Source organism: Ruegeria sp. BK1 (genome assembly GCF_056535645.1).
This window is the reverse complement of sequence record NZ_JBQFIS010000001.1, coordinates 1,121,810-1,141,267: the sequence shown is the minus strand read 5'-3', so window position 1 is coordinate 1,141,267 and position 19,458 is coordinate 1,121,810. Positions and strand designations below refer to the sequence as shown.

19 protein-coding genes and 1 tRNA gene are annotated in these 19,458 nt (G+C 59.9%); 9 read left to right on the top strand and 11 right to left on the bottom strand.

Going from position 1 to position 19,458, the window contains the following annotated elements; translation table 11 throughout:
* Positions 1 to 3: 3 nt before the first annotated feature.
* Entirely contained in the window at positions 4 to 1,230 is a 1,227-nt protein-coding gene (locus ACR3E7_RS05670) for an MFS transporter (RefSeq protein WP_480502407.1), read from the bottom strand.
* A gap of 97 nt (positions 1,231 to 1,327) precedes the next feature.
* Between ACR3E7_RS05670 and ACR3E7_RS05665 the strand changes: the two genes are divergently transcribed.
* Genes ACR3E7_RS05665 through ACR3E7_RS05655 form a run of 3 tightly spaced genes read left to right on the top strand, consistent with a single transcriptional unit; the run spans position 1,328 to position 2,970 of the window.
* On the top strand, positions 1,328 to 1,960 hold the full coding sequence (locus ACR3E7_RS05665; RefSeq protein ID WP_480502406.1) for a DNA-3-methyladenine glycosylase family protein: 633 nt from the start codon (positions 1,328 to 1,330) through the stop codon (positions 1,958 to 1,960).
* Positions 1,957 to 2,622, top strand: coding sequence for an alpha/beta hydrolase (locus tag ACR3E7_RS05660; protein WP_170788629.1), 666 nt, complete (start codon positions 1,957 to 1,959; stop codon positions 2,620 to 2,622). Before ACR3E7_RS05665 ends, ACR3E7_RS05660 begins: the two co-directional genes overlap by 4 nt.
* Before the next feature lie 45 nt (positions 2,623 to 2,667).
* On the top strand, positions 2,668 to 2,970 hold the full coding sequence (locus tag ACR3E7_RS05655; RefSeq protein WP_480502405.1) for a putative quinol monooxygenase: 303 nt from the start codon (positions 2,668 to 2,670) through the stop codon (positions 2,968 to 2,970).
* A gap of 2 nt (positions 2,971 to 2,972) precedes the next feature.
* On the opposite strand, the gene ACR3E7_RS05650 is transcribed toward ACR3E7_RS05655, so the two are convergent.
* Entirely contained in the window at positions 2,973 to 3,398 is a 426-nt protein-coding gene (locus tag ACR3E7_RS05650; protein WP_170774181.1) for a VOC family protein, read from the bottom strand.
* Between the two features lie 31 nt (positions 3,399 to 3,429).
* Positions 3,430 to 4,035, bottom strand: coding sequence for a pseudouridine synthase (locus ACR3E7_RS05645; protein WP_480502404.1), 606 nt, complete (start codon positions 4,033 to 4,035; stop codon positions 3,430 to 3,432).
* A gap of 209 nt (positions 4,036 to 4,244) precedes the next feature.
* Here ACR3E7_RS05645 and ACR3E7_RS05640 point away from each other — a divergent pair, with 209 nt between their 5' ends.
* Positions 4,245 to 4,832 carry an HNH endonuclease gene (locus ACR3E7_RS05640; protein ID WP_170774178.1) on the top strand — a complete coding sequence of 196 codons (588 nt, stop codon included), beginning with the start codon at positions 4,245 to 4,247 and terminating at the stop codon, positions 4,830 to 4,832.
* Here ACR3E7_RS05640 and ACR3E7_RS05635 read toward each other — a convergent pair.
* The gene (locus tag ACR3E7_RS05635; protein ID WP_170774176.1) at positions 4,802 to 5,287 is read right to left on the bottom strand and encodes a disulfide bond formation protein B; all 486 of its coding nucleotides are present in this window, start codon (positions 5,285 to 5,287) and stop codon (positions 4,802 to 4,804) included. The two genes, ACR3E7_RS05640 and ACR3E7_RS05635, sit on opposite strands and share 31 nt — an antisense overlap.
* Positions 5,284 to 5,862 carry a YqaA family protein gene (locus ACR3E7_RS05630; RefSeq protein WP_480502403.1) on the bottom strand — a complete coding sequence of 193 codons (579 nt, stop codon included), beginning with the start codon at positions 5,860 to 5,862 and terminating at the stop codon, positions 5,284 to 5,286. The genes ACR3E7_RS05635 and ACR3E7_RS05630 overlap by 4 nt, the downstream gene beginning before the upstream one ends.
* A 143-nt stretch (positions 5,863 to 6,005) precedes the next feature.
* On the opposite strand from ACR3E7_RS05630, the gene ACR3E7_RS05625 reads away from it, so the two are divergent.
* Positions 6,006 to 6,091: transfer RNA gene (locus ACR3E7_RS05625), tRNA-Leu, on the top strand.
* A 127-nt stretch (positions 6,092 to 6,218) separates the two neighbouring features.
* On the opposite strand, the gene ACR3E7_RS05620 is transcribed toward ACR3E7_RS05625, so the two are convergent.
* Positions 6,219 to 7,673 (bottom strand): BCCT family transporter, encoded by a 1,455-nt coding sequence (locus ACR3E7_RS05620; protein WP_237217533.1) that lies wholly within the window; start codon positions 7,671 to 7,673, stop codon positions 6,219 to 6,221.
* 385 nt (positions 7,674 to 8,058) lie between these two features.
* On the opposite strand from ACR3E7_RS05620, the gene ACR3E7_RS05615 reads away from it, so the two are divergent.
* The 3 genes from ACR3E7_RS05615 (at position 8,059) to ACR3E7_RS05605 (ending at position 12,177) form a co-directional block, all read left to right on the top strand.
* On the top strand, positions 8,059 to 9,024 hold the full coding sequence (locus ACR3E7_RS05615) for a TAXI family TRAP transporter solute-binding subunit (RefSeq protein WP_480719396.1): 966 nt from the start codon (positions 8,059 to 8,061) through the stop codon (positions 9,022 to 9,024).
* Between the two features lie 106 nt (positions 9,025 to 9,130).
* Positions 9,131 to 11,749 carry a TRAP transporter permease gene (locus ACR3E7_RS05610; protein ID WP_170782436.1) on the top strand — a complete coding sequence of 873 codons (2,619 nt, stop codon included), beginning with the start codon at positions 9,131 to 9,133 and terminating at the stop codon, positions 11,747 to 11,749.
* Positions 11,746 to 12,177, top strand: coding sequence for a universal stress protein (locus tag ACR3E7_RS05605; RefSeq protein ID WP_170775899.1), 432 nt, complete (start codon positions 11,746 to 11,748; stop codon positions 12,175 to 12,177). The genes ACR3E7_RS05610 and ACR3E7_RS05605 overlap by 4 nt, the downstream gene beginning before the upstream one ends.
* Here the strand turns inward: ACR3E7_RS05605 and ACR3E7_RS05600 are convergent, their stop codons facing one another.
* The 3 genes from ACR3E7_RS05600 to ACR3E7_RS05590 are packed head-to-tail and all read right to left on the bottom strand — an operon-like array spanning position 12,178 to position 16,266.
* Positions 12,178 to 13,218 (bottom strand): lipocalin-like domain-containing protein, encoded by a 1,041-nt coding sequence (locus ACR3E7_RS05600; RefSeq protein ID WP_170782435.1) that lies wholly within the window; start codon positions 13,216 to 13,218, stop codon positions 12,178 to 12,180.
* Positions 13,208 to 15,622, bottom strand: a complete 2,415-nt coding sequence (locus ACR3E7_RS05595) for an FtsX-like permease family protein (protein WP_480504274.1) — start codon at positions 15,620 to 15,622, stop codon at positions 13,208 to 13,210. Before ACR3E7_RS05595 ends, ACR3E7_RS05600 begins: the two co-directional genes overlap by 11 nt.
* A complete protein-coding gene (locus ACR3E7_RS05590) occupies positions 15,619 to 16,266 on the bottom strand; it encodes an ABC transporter ATP-binding protein (protein WP_480504408.1) in 648 nt (215 codons plus the stop codon). Before ACR3E7_RS05590 ends, ACR3E7_RS05595 begins: the two co-directional genes overlap by 4 nt.
* A gap of 163 nt (positions 16,267 to 16,429) precedes the next feature.
* On the opposite strand from ACR3E7_RS05590, the gene ACR3E7_RS05585 reads away from it, so the two are divergent.
* On the top strand, positions 16,430 to 16,864 hold the full coding sequence (locus ACR3E7_RS05585; protein ID WP_170769812.1) for an ion channel: 435 nt from the start codon (positions 16,430 to 16,432) through the stop codon (positions 16,862 to 16,864).
* On the opposite strand, the gene cls is transcribed toward ACR3E7_RS05585, so the two are convergent.
* Positions 16,861 to 18,273: a cardiolipin synthase gene (gene cls / locus ACR3E7_RS05580; protein ID WP_480504275.1), complete on the bottom strand. Its 1,413-nt coding sequence runs from the start codon at positions 18,271 to 18,273 to the stop codon at positions 16,861 to 16,863. The two genes, ACR3E7_RS05585 and cls, sit on opposite strands and share 4 nt — an antisense overlap.
* A gap of 77 nt (positions 18,274 to 18,350) precedes the next feature.
* Complete coding sequence (locus ACR3E7_RS05575; protein ID WP_480504276.1) at positions 18,351 to 19,457, bottom strand: acetoin utilization protein AcuC; 1,107 nt, start codon at positions 19,455 to 19,457, stop codon at positions 18,351 to 18,353.
* Between the last annotated feature and the right edge of the window lies 1 nt (position 19,458).

Sequence of the window (19,458 nt, the reverse complement as noted above, 5' to 3'; positions counted from 1 at the left end):
GTTTCAGGCCGTTTCCGGCTCGGCCGGGCGCAGGACGAGCCACAGCAGCGCGCCTCCGGCCAGTGTCAGCAGTGGGATCATGGCAAGGTTCACGGCTGTCCACCCTTCAACCGGGGATCCGCCCGAACAGTTCATCAACCCGCCCGAGGACAATGAGGCCAGTGTCACGCCTCCGAACACCAACAAGTCGTTGAGGCCCTGCATCCGCCCGCGCTCGCTTACGTCATGCGAGGCGGCTAGCATCGTGGTAGCGCCAATAAAGCCAAAGTTCCAACCAATGCCCAGCAGGATCAGGGCAATGAAAAAGTTTTCTAGCTCAACACCTTGCAGCGCGACGACACCGGCGCCTGCCAGAATGGCAAGGCCAAGGGCGACGATTTTTTCCACCCCGAAGCGCGCGATCAACTGACCGGTAAAGAAACTGGGGATATACATGGCCAACACATGGCCGGTCACCACATCCGCCGCATCATTGGCCGAGAAGCCGCATCCCACAACAGCCAGCGGGGTCGAGGTCATCACTAGGTTCATCAGCGCATAGGACACCATTGCGCAAATGATGGCCACGGCGATGCGCGGGGTTTTCAGCATCTCAAGGCGCGTACGACCTGTAGATGCGCCTTCTTCTGCTTTCGGTGGCGTTGGAATATCCAGAAAGAAGAACAGGGCCGATCCGATGATGTTCAGCGCGATGATCGCCAGATAGGTGCCAAGGAACGGAATCACATAGGCAGTCGAAGTCAGTTTGACGATCTGTGGGCCAATAATGGCGGCCGCAAGGCCGCCAGCCATGACATATGAAATCGCCTTGGGCCGGAATGCCTCGGACGCGGTATCGGCAGCAGCAAAGCGATAGAACCCGTGCGCGCTCATGTAGACACCGGTCAACAGACTGCCCAGCAAGAACACCGGAAACGACCCGAGGTAGAGGCCATAGGCCCCAACCAGCCCGCCACACGCGCCCGCCGTGGCGCCCACCAAAAACCCGGTCCGCCGTCCCCAGCGTTGCATGATGCCCGAAATCGGTGTCGCCGCTAGCATCGAGCCCAGAACGATCAGTGAGATTGGCAACGTTGCCAAACAGGCATTGGTCGCCAGCGATTGACCGGCCAGCCCGCCGACGATGAATACCATTGGCATCTGCGCACCCAGCATGGCTTGGGCTGCGACCAGCACTGCCACGTTACGTTTGGCTTGACTGTCATTGGGGGCGGTGGCGGTCATCGTCATGCGCCTATGGGTAGCCGCGAAAACCGCCTTGTACAAGCGGGTTGCATATGCGGCAAAGCAGCCTAACGTGTGCGCAATCAAACAGCCTGAGGCCCGCATGTCCGTCGGACGTATCATCGAAACCAATGACTGTGTGCGGGAAGGGGCCGAGTGGCTGGGCGATGCCTGCCCGCGCATGGCTTACGCAATGGAGCAGGTGGGGCCGTTGCCCCTGCGTCGCAAGCCTGATGGGTTCGCGCAGCTGCTTAGCGCGATTGTCAGCCAGCAGGTCAGTGTGGCCTCGGCGAATGCGATCTGGAAGCGCTTGCAGGAGGCGAAACTGACCGGCCCGCGCAAGATCATGTGGGCTACGGAAGATGACCTGCGCGGCGTTGGGTTGAGCCGTCAGAAAATCCGTTATGCTCGCGCGCTGGCCGAGGCGCGTATTGATTACAAGGCATTACGCGACCTTCCTGATGCGGATGTTGTCGCTATTTTAACCGAGGTTCCCGGCATCGGGGTCTGGACAGCCGAGATTTATGCCATGTTCTCGCTGGGCCGAGCCGATGTGATTGCACCCGGCGACCTGGCGCTGCAAGAGGCCGCGCGTATTCTCTACGATTTGCCCAAGCGACCGACCGACAAAGAACTGCGACAGATGGCCGAGGCGTGGTCGCCCTGGCGCTCGGTTGCGGCGCGGGTGCTGTGGGCCTATTACCGGGTGGCCAAGGAACGAGAAGGGATCAGATGACTAGAGTATTGAATGCGCTCCGAAAAGAGCCGGTTTCGGGCGACACACGCTCGGTCGTGGTGTTTGTGCATGGCTATGGCGCTAACGGGGCTGACCTGCTGGGTCTGGCCGATCCGCTTGGTGAACACCTGCCGGACACGCTGTTCGTGGCGCCCGACGCGCCCGAGCAAATCCCCGGTATGCCCAACGGATTTCAATGGTTCCCGATCCCGTGGATCGATGGCTCCTCCGAAGAAGAGGCGCGCCGTGGCATGGAGATGGCGGTCGAAGATTTCAACGCCTTCCTTGACGCGCTGATGGTCGACGAGGACGTTTTACCTGAACAGGTGGTTCTATTCGGGTTTTCACAGGGCACGATGATGAGCCTGTATGTCGCCCCGCGTCGCGAGGATCCGGTCGCCGGGATCGTGGCCTTCTCGGGCCGGTTGCTGGAGCCAGATCTTCTGCCCGATGAAACCGTCAGTCGGATGCCGGTCCTGCTGGTGCATGGTGACGCTGATGACGTGGTTCCGCCTCAGTCTCTGCCCGAAGCCGCCGAAGCTCTGCAAGCCGCTGATTTCAAAGAGGTCTACGCCCATGTCATGAAGGGCACCGGCCACGGGATCGCCCCCGATGGCCTGAGCGTGGCACTGGCCTTCATGCGCGACAAGCTGAGCCTTTGAACCCCTATTTGGGTCTGAACGAGTTTAAACCAGAAAGGATTGGCAATGCTGGTGGTCACAGGAGTGGTTGAGGTCGCGCCAGAAGGTGTTGAAAAGGCTGCGAAAGCAGCGCAGGAAATGGTGTCGGAAACGGTGCAGGAAATAGGTTGTATCGTTTATGAATTCAGCCTGATTCTGGGGCATCCCAACCTGTTTCGTGTCTACGAAGACTGGGAAAGCCAAGCCGCGCTAGAGGCGCATTTCGCCACTACGCATATGGCTGCGTTTCGGGCCGCTCTGGCCGAGGTTGGCGTGATCTCGAACAGCGTGTGCCGGATTGTGGGTGGTGAGAAACAGCCACTGAGCTAAGGTCAGCCCCACAGGTGGGGTTCTGCGAACTCCACCGAATTACCTGCCGGGTCGCGCACATAGATCGAACGCGCGCCGTTGGGCCAGTCGAACTCCGCATCAATTGGCACGTTCCAGTCCAGCAGATGTTTGCGCATCGCTTCGATCTGCGCGCGCGGCATGGACAGGCACACATGGCCCGGTCCACGCGCGCCGTGCGGCGGCACGGGCAAGTCTGGGTTCTGGGGCGGTTTCTCGGTCTCGTCCGCGTTGAACACCAGCAGAACCGAAGCGCCGACGCGATAGAATACATGCCGGTCGGCAATGCGCTGGATTTTTTCTAACTCCAGAATCTCACCATAGAACCGTTCAGCGGCGTCCAGATCATCGACATAGATCGCAGCCTCGAGAATACCGTTGGGGGTCGGGATATCTGGTGTGATCTTCATGGCGTAAGCCTATCACAAATCGCGGTTTTTGTCACCGGCGCGTGCGGCGGTCGCGTTTACGTTGTGGGGCCGCGTTGAACGCAGGTTCGGGCAAGCTGTCCCATTGGCCGGGCTGCAATCCGTCCAGTGCCCAGTCGCCGACACGAGCACGGATCAAGCGCAGGGTAGGGTGTCCAACAGCCGCCGTCATACGACGAACCTGTCGGTTCTTACCCTCGCGCAGGATCAATTCGATCCAGCAATCCGGCACCGTCTGACGTACCCGGATTGGAGGGGTGCGCGGCCATAGTCCTTCGGGTTCGTCCATCAGACGAGCCTTGGCGGGGCGCGTTACGCCGTCTTTCAACTCTACCCCGTCGCGAAGTGCCTTCAGTGCGGCGGTGTCGGGCTGCCCCTCAACCTGAACCCAATAGGTTTTGGACATTTTGTGTTTGGGATCTGAGATATGGGCCTGCAGACGGCCATTGTCTGTCAAAAGCATCAAGCCTTCGCTGTCCCGATCCAACCTACCGGCCGGGTAGACACCGGGTAGGTCGATGAAATCCGACAGGGTACTGCGCGGCGAGCCTTCATTGGCGCGGTCGGTGAACTGCGGCAGCACGTCAAAAGGTTTGTTGAATCGGATGAACCAGGCCATGGGCCCGCCTTAGCGTGCAGGACACAGCGGCGCAAGCTGTGGATAACCGTCACGTCTCTGTTACGGATTCGGAATAACCAATCCCGAGATATTGTGGAAACTCGGGGCTTGTCAGAGTTTTAACACGATATATAGTTAAGTTAAGGCCGGGGCGGGTGTTCCCCGCTCTGATGTCAAACGGGCAGAGCAGAGCGAGGAGCGATTCTGATATGGACGCAGACTTCAGGACCGAATTTGTCAGGGAACCCGGTGCGCTGAGGCATCATCCGGCATTGGTTTTGAACGCCGATTATCGCCCCTTGTCCTACTACCCTCTGTCGTTGTGGCCCTGGCAAGAAGCGATCAAGGCGGCCTGGCTGGATCGGGTGGATATCGTGGCCGAATATGACGAGGTCGTTCGAAGCCCCAGCACCCAAATCCGAATACCGTCGGTTGTTGTGCTGAAAGATTACGTAAAACCCAGAAAGCGCGTGGCCTTCACGCGCTTTAATTTATTTCTGAGGGATGAATTCCGCTGTCAGTATTGTGGCAGCCGGGGTGATCTGACCTTTGACCATGTGGTGCCGCGTGCCGCAGGTGGCGTGACCAGTTGGCAGAATGTTGTGGCGGCGTGCAGCCCTTGCAACCTGCGAAAGGGGTCGAAATCTTTGCGGCAGGCGGGGATGAGCTTGCGTAAACCTCCGCGTCAGCCCGATGCCGAAGCGTTGCGCAATATCGGGCGGAAATTCCCGCCCAATCACCTGCATGACAGTTGGATCGACTTCCTTTACTGGGATGCGGAACTGGACGAATTCTGACGCCACGCCGCCAGCCAGATCAGCACCAACCCGGCCGAGATCACGGCGTTCCATCCGGCCATCGACAGACCCAGCATTTGCCACGGGATATCGTCGCAGCGCACTAGCGGTGCGGTCATGATCTGATCGAACAAGTCATTGGTCGACATCCCACCGATATCGCCCGACGTGCAGCTTGTCGGACCTTCCCACCAGCCTTGCTCGACCCCCGCATGAAAGACGCCAATGGCCGAAGTGGCCAGTGCGGCGAGCGCGCCCAGCAGCGGCAGCAGTCCAAAGCGCGGCAGCGCCAAGGCCAAAGCGCCGATCACGGCAGCGGCCCCATGTGGGTAGCGCTGCCAGATGCACATTTTGCACGGTGCCAGACCGCCAAGATACTGAAAGCCCCACGCCCCCAGCAACAGCGCAGCCGACCCGCCGGCCGCACAGAAAATCAACAGAGTACGTCGTGTCATAGGTATTTCACCACCAGAAAGCCGCCAAAGAGCAAAAGGATGAACAGGGTGAACATAAGACCAAGGCGCTTTTCGATGAAACCTCGGATGGGCTCGCCAAAGCCCCGCAGCAGACCCGCCACCAGAAAAAACCGTAGCGCGCGGGCCAAGATCGAGGTTGCAATGAACGTGCCCAGCGGCATCCCTGTCCAACCCGACATGATGGTGATCACCTTGTATGGGAAGGGGGTCACACCTGCAGCCAGCACGGCCCAGAAGCCGAAATCGTTGAAGCGGGTGTTGAACTCCTCCATCGCGTGGCCTTTGCCCATGGATTCAAGGATGGGTGCACCGATACTTTCGTAAAAGAACGCCCCGATGGCATAGCCCAACATTCCCCCCAGAACCGAGGCGACCAATGCGACACTGGCAATCAGCCACGCGCGAGACGGGCGGGCGATGATCATGGGAATCATCAACACGTCCGGGGGGATCGGAAAGAACGAGCTTTCGATGAACGCCACAAAGGCAAGCGCCCACAGCGCGTGCGGATGTTCGGCTAGACGAAGGGTCCAGTCGTAAAGAGATCGCAGCATCAGACGCTCAAATCCTGTTTCATTCCCCGCCAGCCAAATCATGCGCTTTATGGGGCGTCAACCTTGCAGGCGAAACAAACCTTTCGCGGGGTGTTTTTTGCCTCTGGACCTTCTGGGCCATGGGCGCTAATCCAGTGTTCGTTGCCCAAGTGGCGGAATGGTAGACGCAGGGGATTCAAAATCCCCCGATGGTAACATCGTGAGAGTTCGAGTCTCTCCTTGGGCACCACCTCCGCAAATTGTTCTGATACCTTACCCGAACAGGGGTCATTTCTTGGGTCGAAGCACGAGCCAGATCAGAAATCCCATATAGGCAAAGACGTTCACGTTCAGAACGGTATCGATCAGGGCTTGGCTCATGAACGGGCCTCTTGCGATAGGGATTTGAACAGGCAGATCACCAGAACTGGAACGATGAAGACAAATGCGATGGCCGACAGTGCGATGATAGAGCGGACAAGTCCGATATCCCCGACCAGAATCATCGCAAGCCCCAACGCTCCGAGAATGGCACCCCAGACAGTTCGAATACGCGGCGAGGGATTCTGATCGCCGCCGGTTCCGATCATGGCAAGAGTGAAGCCGGCGCTGACGACACTGGTTACGACAAACAGGAACGCCGCCAACACGGTCGCGGCCCGCGTGATGGAATCCAAGGGGAACCGTTCCAGCAGGGCAAACGTGGTTGCGTCCAAATTCTGGGCGTTGATAACCGATAGTGCCCCGTCCTGACGCAGGGCGTCATAGAAGCCAAGGCCGCCAAAAATACCGAACCAAAGTATCGAAAACAGGGTGGGTGCTATGATCACGCCGACAAGAAATTCTCGGATCGTTCTCCCGCGCGAGATCCGGGCGATGAATATGCCGACAAAAGGCGACCACGCCAGCCACCAGATCATGTAGTTCAGTGTCCAGCTTTGGAACCAGTTTACGATGGTTTCGTCAAAAAATTCGGCCGTCGAGAATCCAGCGGGTAAAACTTCGAACAGGTAGCGGCCAAATCCGGCGACAATGTCATTCATCAAAAATGAGGTCGGGCCCAGAATCAAAAGATAAATCATCATGGCCACGGCAATCAGCATCGCCGCGTTCGACAGTTTCGCCATTCCATCTCCAAGCTCTTTTCGTAGCGGGATGATGAACGCGATACAAAGCGCAATGAACACCGGGTAGGTCAGGACCTCGGGCGTATCTATTCCGATCAGGCCAGCCACGCCGGTTTGTATCTGGAATACACCCATTGCCATTGACCCGGCCAGGCCGACCGCGATGGCGACGATGGACAGGAGGTCAAAGATCCATCCCATCGCACGAGTCCAGCGTACATCGCCCAACGCCTCGACGACGGGTGCGCTTAGCAACATTGACCCACCCCGACGATAGGCGAAATAGGCAATGACAAGCGCTACAATTCCGTAGATCGCCCATGCGTGAAAGCCCCAGTTCAGGTAAGTCACGAACATCGCATAGCTGGCGGCTTCGGCATCGTTATTGTACTGTTTGAGAACCTCGAAATGAGTCAGAGGTTCGGCTGCGCCATAAAACAACAGCCCAACACCCATTCCGGCCGCAAACAGCATCGCGATCCAGGCGGGTGTCGAGAACTCGGGCTCGGTCGCGTCGCTTCCCAGACGGATATCGCCAAAGCGGGACAGGGCAAGGAAAATAGCCACGAAAAGAAGGCCGCTGACCTCAAGCATGATGAACCAGCCGCGGCTGTTGAACTGAGTCGCCACCGCAGTTTCAGCCAATCTGCCCAACCCTTGAGGGTCAGCGAGACCCCAACCGGCAATCGCGGCACTGAGGAGCAACGCAGTAATCAAAAGCGGGCTTGGGCCGTTGTTTTCCAAGTTTTTTCACCTTCTGGTCTGTTAGGCTTAGTTAATCCCATCCCCGGCTTGAAATAAAGCATGGGACATACTGTGTCGCGCTGCGTAGCGGCCGAAAGGGGGTCGACCGTTCTACTGAGGGGAATTTTCGTCATCGGCCCTCAGATATGCGGTGCCGGGACGTTGCGCTGCGGGCGGGGGTTGACAAGCCGGGTCTCTGAATGAAACGTCGAAGCAGTTGGGAGACGTAGAAAATTCAGATGTCTGACCCTGTTGCCGGGTTGAACGGTGCAAAGCTTGTGCATGTGCCCGGCCAGGGCGCTCTGAAAATTCTCTCAAACACAATAAAAACATGGGAGTTATTCAAATGAAACACAGCAGAAAACTGGCCCTTGGCTCTGTCGTTGCCGCATTTTTGTCGCCTGCGGCTTATGCTGAGGAGTTCATCACGATTGGCACGGGTGGTGTAACGGGCGTTTATTATCCGACGGGTGGCGCGATTTGTCGTTTGGTTAACAAGGGCCGTAAGGAGCATGGGGTTCGGTGTTCGGTGGAATCGACGGGTGGGTCGGTTTACAACATCAACACCATCCGCGAGGGTGAGCTGGAGTTTGGTGTGGCGCAGTCTGACTGGCAGTACCATGCTTACAACGGCACCTCGAAATTCGAAGATGCGGGCGCGTTTGAGAACCTGCGCGCGGTGTTCTCGGTCCATCCTGAGCCGTTCACGGTTGTGGCGCGCGCGGATGCGGGGATTTCCAGCTTTGAAGACCTCAAGGGCAAGCGCGTGAACATCGGCAACCCGGGTTCGGGTCAGCGCGGCACGATGGATGTTGTGCTTGAGGCCGTGGGCTGGACGCTGGACGATTTCGAGCTGGCCTCGGAGCTGAAAGCGGCTGAGCAGTCGGCGGCGCTGTGCGACAACCAGATCGATGCGATGATCTACACCGTGGGTCACCCGTCGGGCTCGATCCAGGAGGCGACCACTGCGTGTGATTCCGTTCTGGTGAACGTGACCGGCGATGCGATCGATGGTCTGATCGACGGCAATTCCTACTACCGCACCGCGACCATCCCCGGTGGCATGTATCGCGGCTCGGATGGCGACACCACGACCTTTGGTGTGGGCGCGACCTTTGTGACCTCGGCGGATGTATCCGATGACGCGGTCTATGCGGTTGTCAGCTCGGTCTTTGAAAACTTTGACGATTTCAAAAAGCTGCACCCGGCATTTGCGAACCTGAAGCCCGAAGAGATGATCTCGGACGGTCTGTCGGCGCCGCTGCATCCGGGTGCCGAGAAGTACTACAAGGAAAAAGGCTGGCTGCAGTAAGCCGGACCTGATGTGGGGCGCGCCTGTGACGGGCGCGCCCCTTTTGCACCCGGAGCAGCCGGGTGGACGATAAGGCCGAAACGGCCATATGACGGGGAGACGCCAGATGAGTTCCGACACACAATCCAACCGCCCGCTATCCGAGGAAGAGCTTCAGGATCTGGTGGCGTCCTCTGACGCGGGCGCGCGCAATCCGGCGGGGAATGTGGGGCTGTTTCTGGCCATCGTGGCGGTGCTGTGGTCGGTCTTTCAGGTGGTGCTGGCCTCGCCCTTGTCGAATGTGCTGCTGCCGGGCAGCGTGGTGAACAACTCGCGCCAGATCCATCTGGCCTTTGCGATCTTTCTGGCCTTTGCGGCCTATCCGGCGCTGAAATCCAGCCCGCGCAATTACATCCCCGTGCAGGATTGGATCATGGGCGTGGTGGGTGCGGTGATCGCGCTTTATGGTTATATTTTCTACGAAAAAGTCGTGAACAATGGCCTGCTGGCCGATGACGTGGACAAATGGGTGGCCCTGGCTGGGTTGCTGTTGCTGTTCGAGGCCGCGCGGCGTGCGCTTGGCCCGGCGATGGCGATCATTGCCACGATTTTCCTGGCCTATGTGTTCTTTGGCTCATCCTCCTGGGTGCCCGAGGTGATCCAGTGGAAGGGCGCCAGCCTGAAAAAGGCCATGAGCCATATGTGGATCACGTCCGAAGGTGTGTTTGGCATCGCTTTGGGCGTCTCGACCAAGTTCGTCTTCCTCTTCGTGCTGTTCGGTGCGCTTTTGGATAAGGCGGGTGCGGGCAATTACTTTATCAAGATGGCCTTTGGCGCGCTGGGTCACCTGCGCGGCGGCCCGGCCAAGGCGGCTGTGGTGGGGTCAGCGGCGACCGGACTGATCTCTGGTTCTTCGATTGCCAATGTGGTGACTACCGGCACCTTCACCATCCCGCTGATGAAGCGGGTGGGCTTTTCCAGCGAACAGGCGGGCTCGGTCGAGGTCGCCTCTTCGGTGAACGGTCAGATCATGCCGCCGGTGATGGGGGCAGCGGCCTTTTTGATGGTGGAATATGTGGGCATTTCCTATGTCGAGGTGATCACGCATGCCTTCCTGCCGGCGGCGATCTCGTACATCGCACTGGTCTATATCGTGCATCTTGAGGCGGTGAAGCGGAACATGCCGACGCTGGGCAACCGCGTGGTGTCGATGGGCCGCACGATCGGTGGCATGGCGCTGTTCTTTGTGGGCTTTGCCGGGCTGTGCTATGGCATCCAATACCCGATCAAGGCGGTGATTGCGCTGATCCCCGGTGCCTCGGGTCTGGTGCTGTCGGCGCTGGTTGTTGTGGCCTATATGATCTTGCTGAAACTGGCCTCGGGCGTCGAGGATCTCGTCCCCGATGACCCCAACGCCAAAGAGGTCGAGCTGCCGGTCATTGCCGAGATCTACAAGGCCGGTCTGCATTACCTGCTGCCGATCATCGTGCTGGTCTACTTCCTGATGATCGAGCAGAAATCGCCAGGTCTGTCGGCTTTCTGGGCCACATCGCTGCTGTTCGTGATCCTGCTGACGCAGAAGCCGCTGAAATCGATCTTTCGGGGTGAGAACAACACGGCCAATGCCTTCATGGCTGGCGTGGCCGACCTGTGGAACGGCCTGATCGACGGCGCGCGCAACATGATCGGCATCGCGCTGGCCACCGCGACGGCAGGCGTGATCGTGGGCACCGTGACGCTGACCGGTGTGGGGCAGGTGATGGCCGATCTGGTCGAGTTCCTGTCGGGCGGCAACCTGATCGCCATGCTGGCGCTAGTGGGCCTGCTCAGCCTTATTCTGGGCATGGGCCTGCCGACCACGGCGAACTATATCGTCGTCAGCTCGCTGATGGCGGGTGTGGTCGTGGAACTGGGCGCGCAGGACGGTCTGATCGTGCCGCTGATCGCGGTGCATCTGTTTGTGTTCTACTTCGGCATCATGGCCGATGTGACGCCGCCCGTGGGTCTGGCCAGCTTTGCCGCTGCTGCCGTGTCAGGAGGCGACGCGATCAAGACGGGCTTTACCGCCTTCTTCTACAGCCTGCGCACCGTGGCGCTGCCGTTCGTGTTCATCTTCAACACCGATCTCTTGCTGATTGATGTGGGCTGGGTGCAGGGCATTCTGGTGGCCATCTCTGCGACCATCGCGATCCTGATCTTCACCGCCGGCACCATGGGCTGGTTCCTGACCCGCAACCGCATCTACGAAAGCGTGGCGCTGATCCTGATCGCCTTTGCGCTGTTCCGTCCGGACTTCTTCATGAACCGCATCGCGCCGCCCTTCGCGCAGATCGACCCGGCACAGCTGGAGCAAGCCGTGGGCGACGCCGCACCGGGCAGCACCCTGCGGATCGAGGTCGCGGGCCCCGATTTTGACACCGGCAACATGACCGAAACCACCGTGGTCCTGACGGTCGGCGACGAGGGTGATGGTGCGGCCCGCATCGACGCCCTTGGCCTGTTGCCGCTTGAGGAGGACGGCCTGGTCAAGCTGGATGAGCCTCTGTTCGGCACCCCGGTCTCGGACGAGCTGTCGAACTTCGACTACTACGCCGACGAGCCCGTCCGCATCACCACCGTGCAGGCCCCCCAGAACCAGCCCCCCAAAGAGCTGATCTTCATCCCGGCGCTGATCTTGCTGGGCTTCATCGCCTTCCTGCAACGCAGCCGTGCAGCCCGCACAAGCGAACAAGAGGTAACATCATGATCAAATCCGTCCTCTGTGCCGTAGATGCCGGGAAGCCCGAAACCGATGCCGAGGTCCTACGTCAGGCCGCGCGGCTGGCAGAGCTCGACAATGCTCAGCTTGATGTTGTTACGGTGCTGCCCGATTTTGGGGAATCCTTTGTCGGCAGCTTCTTCGAGCCTGAGCATCACGAGCAAGCCGTGGCCAAAGCGCAAGAAGCGCTCGAGGCGCTGGGTCAATCGGTCCTGGGCGAAGCGCGCAACGCACAGGTACGCCATGTGGTCGCCACGGGCACGGCCTATCAGAAAATCCTGCACACGGCCAAAGAAGCAGGCAGCGACCTGATCGTCATCGGCGCACACCGGCCCGACCTCAAAGACTACCTCCTCGGCCCAAACGCAGCACGCGTCGTCAGACACTCAGAAGTCTCAGTCTACGTCGTGCGCTGATCAATAGCCGGTCATTTCAAGGTAGCCGCGCCCTGTGTGACTGCCTGATACCATGATCGGGCCTTCCCAATACTCAAATCGCGTTGCCATCCATGCTTTGGGCGTCAGGGCCGTGACTTCGACATCCACTCCGCGTTCAGGCAATTCAACGCGCCAGCGAACGGGGATGTCTCGCTCTGCGATCCGCGCTGTGTCCAGCGGGGTGAAACGGGTTGACCCGTCCGGCAACGGGGTTGTGGTGCCATCTGCGCCAATCCATGTGGCCGCCGTGAAATCTTGTTGCGTCCCACGAAGACGGAAGGCCATCAGCTTGTCTCCGTCGTCAAAACTAAGCGAGAACCAGTCCCATCCGATCTGATCCGCGGCCAGAGGTTGCGAGGACCATTCTCGATCCAGCCAGCCCTGACCCTGCACGGCGACATTGCCTTCCGGCAGGTGCAATGTTCCCTCAACACTGTAGAAGGGCTGCGAGTAGTAGTGGCTTGCCTGTCCTTCGGCGGATTTCACGGAATATCCGTCCGCCCCGTGAAACACCAACGGGCCTTGGGCTGTCAGGCTCAGGTCATACGTGAACTCTGCGCCGCTGGCACGCAGCTGCAAGCTGTTCAGATCATCCCCTCGCATATACCAATCATCGACCCATGCCTCGAACGGCGAGGCCGTCACTCCGGCCTGACCGATGCCGCCGCGCGAGAGACGCTCGGCCAGAAAATGGTTGTCAGGCGTTGTGACGGCAGCGTGGCCCAGCCAAAGCTGAGGGTTTTGCCAGCCATCCGTTTGAAAGGGCTTCAGCGCTGAACGGAACAATGTCCACTGGATACCATAATCGCGCCCGTCCTCGCCTTGCAGATTGGCCGTCAGGTACCACCACTCGATCCGGTAGTCGGGGTGAGGACCATGGTCAGCCGGGAATTGAAATTGATATCCGCGTTGGGGGATCGCAAAGCCTTCGGCGGATCCGCCTAGGCCCGCATAGCCTTGCGCGTGAGCCCAATTGGGTAGAAGCAGAACGGCGATCAGAAACCAAGCCCTAACGTTCATTGGCAAATACCCTCAGTAAGTCCGCAGGTGGCAGGCGCAGCAGGCGCAAGGCAGGCAGGGCGGCCGCAACAAAAGCCGCCAGAATGGTCAGCGCCAGAAGATAGGCCCAATCCACAGGGAAAAGATACATCGGCAAGCGCCAGCCAAAAGCCTCGACATTGATGACGGCCAGCAGGGCCCATGCAAGTGCAAGCCCAAGTGGCAGCGCCAGCACTGCTGTCAGTGCGGCCAACAGGATACTGCGCAGCACCTCGAGCCACGCCAGCCGATTCCGGGTTAGCCCCAGCGCCCAGACCGGCGCGATCTGGGGCAGGCGCTGGGTCCACAAGGTCAGCAGGCTGGTCAATATTGCAAACCCGGCCACACCCAGCGTCAGGACATTCAGAGCCGAGGTTACGACAAATGTCTTGTCGAACACTGCCAGCGATTGCGCCTTGATCGCCGCTTGCTGAACCACGGCGCCCGACGGCAGATCGAACCGGTCGCGCAACTCCTGCGCCAGAGCCGAGGCACGCTCGGGCGGTATGCGAATGCCGAATTGCCGTGTCTCGACCCCCGGTGCGATCATGTCCAAAAGCGGCATTGCGATAATGGCCTGCCCGGTTGGGTTGCCATAGTCGGAATAGACGGCGGCGATGGGCAAGGTGGTCGCCGATGTCAGCGCCAACTCATCGCCGGGCCAGAGGTTCTGACGGCGGGCGAGTTGCTCGTTGATCAATACTGCGCGCCCCTGCATCACTTGGTCCCACGCGCCGTCGGACGTGGCGATCAGCGGCCAGTTCTCGCGATAAGTCGGATGGTCCAGAACGCCGTATAGGAACAATGGACCGCTTTCATGCGCTATTTCGGTGTTGCGAATGGGCAGGATCATATCAGCCTGAGGGGCAAGCCACTGCGCGATCTCTTGGCCCTGCGCATCGTCGGCGGCGGTCAGGTAGAGTTCCGAAGCCAAACGCTGATCGAGCCAGCCGGTAAAGGTCAGGCGGAAGCTCGACACCATCGTGCTGACGCCGATATTGGCGGCCAGTGCCAGCAGTAGGGCCATCAATGCCAGCGAAAGGCCCGGTAGTTGCGCGCGCATATCCGACCAGACCCATTGCGCGACGGGGCCGTTCGCCCGAGCCCCGAAGCCGCGTAACAGGATGGACAGAAGGAACGGAAGCAGTAGGGCCGAGCCGGTCAGAAGGCCCGCGACCAGGATGAACCCAGCGATCAAGCCTCCGATCGCCAATTGCGCGCCGATACCCAGAGCAATCGCGGCTACTCCGGCCATCGCGATCACCCGTCGGCCCGAGGCAGCGCTGCGCCAGGCTTGAACGCCTGCCCCGGACAGCAGCGGCAGGTGGGCTAGTCGATACAGGGCGTGACCGCTGGCCAGCAAGGTACCACCCAGCGCCATGGCAAGTCCGGCCAAAGCCCATTGTGGTTGCAGGCTGATCTGCCCGCTGACTGGCGCGCCGTATAGACCGCGCAGCGTGGCGGCCACATCGGGCAACAGGGCACCAGCGATAAAGAACCCGAGCAGCAGACCCAACACGCCGCCGATCAGGGCCAGTAGGGTCAACTCGGCCAGAATGGTCCAGACCAGCCGCCGCATCGACACGCCAAGGGCGCGCAACGTGCGGATCATCGCGCGCCGTTGGGCGAAGGCCAGCCCAACCGTGCCATGAACGATGAAAAGACCCACTGCAAAGGACAAAAGCCCGAAGGCGGACAGGTTCAGATGAAAGCTGTCGGTCAATTGCGCGGTGTCCATTTGGTCCGCGGCGGGGATACGGTCGAGATCGGGGGTGATCTCTGGCAGAGCGGGCAGGCCCTTCGGTTGTTGTGGCAATACGACCAGGTGGCTGATCTGGCCACGACGGTCCAGCAGGGTTTCAGCCACGCCGATATCGGTCAGGATCAAACCGGGTGGCAGGGCGTCGCTGATCAGGACCGGCGGCAGAGACTGCTGGTTTTGCAACCGGTCGGCCACTGGGGGCGTTGTCAGCAAGCGACCCGGTGCGGTTAGCATATCGCCAGGGTCAGGCGGGGCAGCCCCTTCTTCGACCTGAGTAACAGCGGGCAGGGCCGGGTAAGCGACCATATCAACACCAAGCAACCGGAATCTGTTTTCTCCGATACGAACCGAGCCTTCAAGCACAGCGGCCACCTGCCAACCTGCGCGTCTGAGCGTCGCATATTGCTCAATCGGGATCGTCCCCGAGGGGTTGCGCAGCGTGTCGAAGCGGCCCAGCAGCAGTTGCTCGTTGGCGCGCTGATAGCTGGCCCGCGCCTCGGCATTGATGGCCTGAACCGCAGACCACAGGCCCGTGGCCAGCGCGATGCCGATCAGCAATGTGGCCAGTTGCAACCGATGCGCCCGCCAATGGGACAGCAGAGCCAGCAGGACGACACGCGTCATGCCACCCGCCCACCAGACAGATGCGCGTGATGATCCAGTCGCCCGGCAATGTCCTGTGAATGCGTGACGAGTAGTAGCGCCGCCTTGGTTTCCGCGATCAGGGACAGCATCAGGTCCAGCACCGTGGCGCTGGCGGTTTCGTCCAGATTTCCCGTCGGCTCATCCGCAAGCAGCAGCTTGGGTCGTGTTGCAATGGCGCGTCCGATGGCGACGCGTTGCTGCTGGCCTCCCGACAGGGTCTCGGGGTAGCGGTCCAGTAAATCGGACAGTCCCAGTCGCGTGGCCAGATGACCGACCCATTCTGCATCCAGCCGGTTCGCAAGCCGCGCGTGAAAAGCCAGGTTCTGCGCGACGGTCAGTGAAGGGATCAGGTTGAACTGCTGAAACACCAATGCCACGCTTTCACGGCGCAAGGTCGCCCGACCGGGATCGTCCAAACCAGACAGAGCGGTCCCGTCCAGCGTGATCTCGCCCCCGTCGAACCCATCAAGCGCACCCACAAGGTTCAAAAGCGTGCTCTTGCCGCTGCCGCTTTCGCCCGTCAGCGCCAGAGTTTGCCCGCGATCAAGGTTCAGCGTCACCCCTTGCAAAACGGGGCGACCACCCGGATAGGATTTCCGAACGTCGTCGATCTTCAGCAGCATTTCCAAGCCTCTAACGATGTCCGTCACAATGTGGACCCTTCGGCATTGGTGTCCAGACCAGAGTTGATTTCGCACCCTTTCGTCGCAGCCGGGCAGGTGGGGTTGTTCAGCCCTGTTGAACACGTCATGGTGAGGTCAAGTGGTCACAATGAGACGGGCGAGCATGACATTACCAGAGCAAATTGTCTGGGGCAGTCTTTATCTGGGGATTTGCTTCCTGATCGAGATCGTGCTGCTGACTTGGTGTACGCAGGTGATCCGAGTGCTTTCTCTGCGGTTGGAGCAGAGCAAACGGTTCTTTACCATCGCAGCACCTTTATGTACCGCGCTGGCGTTTATCGTTCTGATTCATACGTTTCAGGTCTGGCTATGGGCCGTTGTGTGGGTGCTGGGGGAAACACTGCCGGAATGGAATGAGGCGCTCTATTTCTCATTGGTGACATTCACGACACTTGGCTATGGCGATATTGTCTTGGGTGAGGGGCTGAGGATTTTCGGCGCCTTCGCCTCGGTGACAGGTCTGTTGGCGTTCGGGTTGTCGACGGCCTTCATGGTCGCCTTGATGACCCGTGTTTTTCAGGAAGAGTTGATCTCTTAAAGGATCGGCGCAAAGAGCCGCGCCAGAGGGGAGCCGAAGCGGATATAAAGGCGTTGTTCGGACAGGTCGCGGTCCAGCTCGTAGCTTTGTTCGAAATCCGCCTCCAGCATTTGGGCCACCGCATTGGCGGCGCGGCTGTCAAAAAAGAGCGCCATGGCCTCGAAATTCAGGCGGAAGGATCGGTTGTCTAGATTCGTGGTACCGACGGCGGCCAACGTGTCATCCACGACAAAAGCTTTTTGGTGCATGAACCCGTTGGTATAGCGGAAGACCCGCGCGCCACAGTCGCGCACCTCGTCGAAATAGGCAAAGGCTGCCAGCCAGGGCAGGCGGTGATCCATCACTTCGGGTACCAGAATGCGCACGTCTACCCCGCGCAGGGCAGCGTGCTGAAGGGCGGTCATTATGTCGATATCGGGCACGAAATAGGGCGATGCGATCCACAAACGCTCTTTCGCCTCGGTAATGGCGGCAAAGAACATCATTGAACCGGTTTCTGTTTCGTCACCGGGACCAGTTGCAACCAAAAGCGCGTTCATGTCCTGATCAGACTCCGAGCCTGCCCAGTCCAGATCGTCGATCAGGTCTTCTTCATGGGCCCAGTGCCAATCTTCGGTAAAGATCAATTGCAACTGCCGGACGATATGACCGCTCATCTTGATATGCGTATCGCGCCAGTGCCCGAAATAGTTGTCTTGCCCCAGATATTCGACGCCTACATTGTGCCCGCCGATAAACCCGGTTTCACCATCGATGATCACCGTCTTGCGGTGGTTGCGGTAGTTGAGCTGAAAGCGGTGTTGTGGTCCGCGCCGATCACGCGGGTTGGCAATCTCGACCCCGGCTTCGCGCAGCGTGTCCAGATAGGCCGTGGGCAAGCCATAGCTGCCGACAGCGTCAGTCATGAAGCGCACGCTCACGCCACGCTGGGCCGCGTCGATCAGTTTCGACTGCAACCATTGGCCCAGCGCGTCATCGCGCACGATGTAGAACTGTATCAGGATGTAGTTCTGCGCCGCATCAATCGCCTCGAATATGGCGTCGAACGTGGCTTGCCCGTCGACCAGCAACGCGGCCCCGTTCCCGCGCGAGACGGGCAGGTGGGCAAGTGCCTCGAACGGGCGCGGGTTGATCCGCATCGTGGCCGGATCGGGTCGTGAGAAATCGGCGAATGTCTTGATCCCTTCGACCACACTTTCGCTGTGCTTGCGCGCGATGCGATAACCGCGAAACCTGTGGTGGCCCAGAAACAGATAGAGCGGGACGCCAAACACCGGGGCCGAGATCAGGAATACCACCCAGCCAACGGCCCCTTGCGGCGTGCGCGCGGTCTGCGCGGCGCGGATCGCAAAGACTGCCGCCAGCACATAAAGCGCAAAGACAAGCGCAGAAACAAGCAATGTCCACACGGGGTTATAGGCCCTCGTTCCAGTTATTTGCCCCAGTGTATCCCCGTTTGCGATCGGGGGCTATACGCGTGCTGAGATTAAGGCAACCGAGCCGCCAATTGCGCGAGGTCGGCCCGCAAGTTGTCCCGAACCTCGCCTGAATTCGGGCGGTCGCGCAGCGTTTCAAACCAATGCAGAGGTGGCCGCTTGCCCGCAGCCCTGTTCCAGCGCAAGCCGCGCAAAGTGCTTTGCGAGGTGTTGTTCAGCCGGTTCGGGATCTCGGTCCCGTTCAGCACCGCCCAAACACCTGTCCAAAGTCGGGCGACTGACCACGGGTTGTATCCGCCGCCACCCAACACCAGCAGGCGTGGCGCCAAGCCGCGCAGGGCCGCCACGGTGCGCCAATGGGCGTTGTTGGACAGGGTTAGGCGCGACAGAGGGTCCTCGGCCACTGCATCGGCCCCGCATTGCAGCACAATGGCCTGAGGTCGGAACGACGTTGTGGCGGGCAGGATCAACTGGTCGAGGATCGTATAGAACTCATCATCATTCAGCCCGCGTTCGACGGGCAGATTGAAGGCGGCACCGCCAGCCGTGTCCGTCAAAGCGCCGGTAAAGGGCCAGCGGCGCGTTTCGTGGACCGAGATCATGCGGATTTTGGCCGACCCTGCAAATGCGCTTTCAACCCCGTCGCAGTGATGGGCGTCAATATCCACGTAGACGATTCGATCCAGCCCGGATTTCGACAAGGTCAGTATCGCCAGAACCGGATCGTTCAGATAGCAAAACCCGTTGGCGCGGTCCGCAAGCCCATGATGCGTGCCGCCTGCGGGGCTGAAGACGATGCCGCCCTCGCGCAGAAGTTCGGCACCCAGCATCGACCCTCCGGCGGCGGTGGCGGGACGGCGGTACATCTCGGCAAAAACAGGGTTGGACAAAGTTCCCAGCCCGTATCGGCTGCGGGTGTCATTCGAGACGGCCTGCTCGGCCTCGGCCTGTTGCAGCGCGGTGATGTAGTCCGGCGTATGAAATGCGTGCAGGGCAGAGGGTTTTGCGCAAGGACTGACACGGTAGTTCTGCTGGTTCAGCCAGCCTTGCGCGCGACACAGGTCGATGACCGTCGACACACGCGGAATCGCCAGCGGATGCTGTGTGCCGTAGGTAGAGTGCCGATAGATCTCGGACCCGATGAACACAGGCTGCATG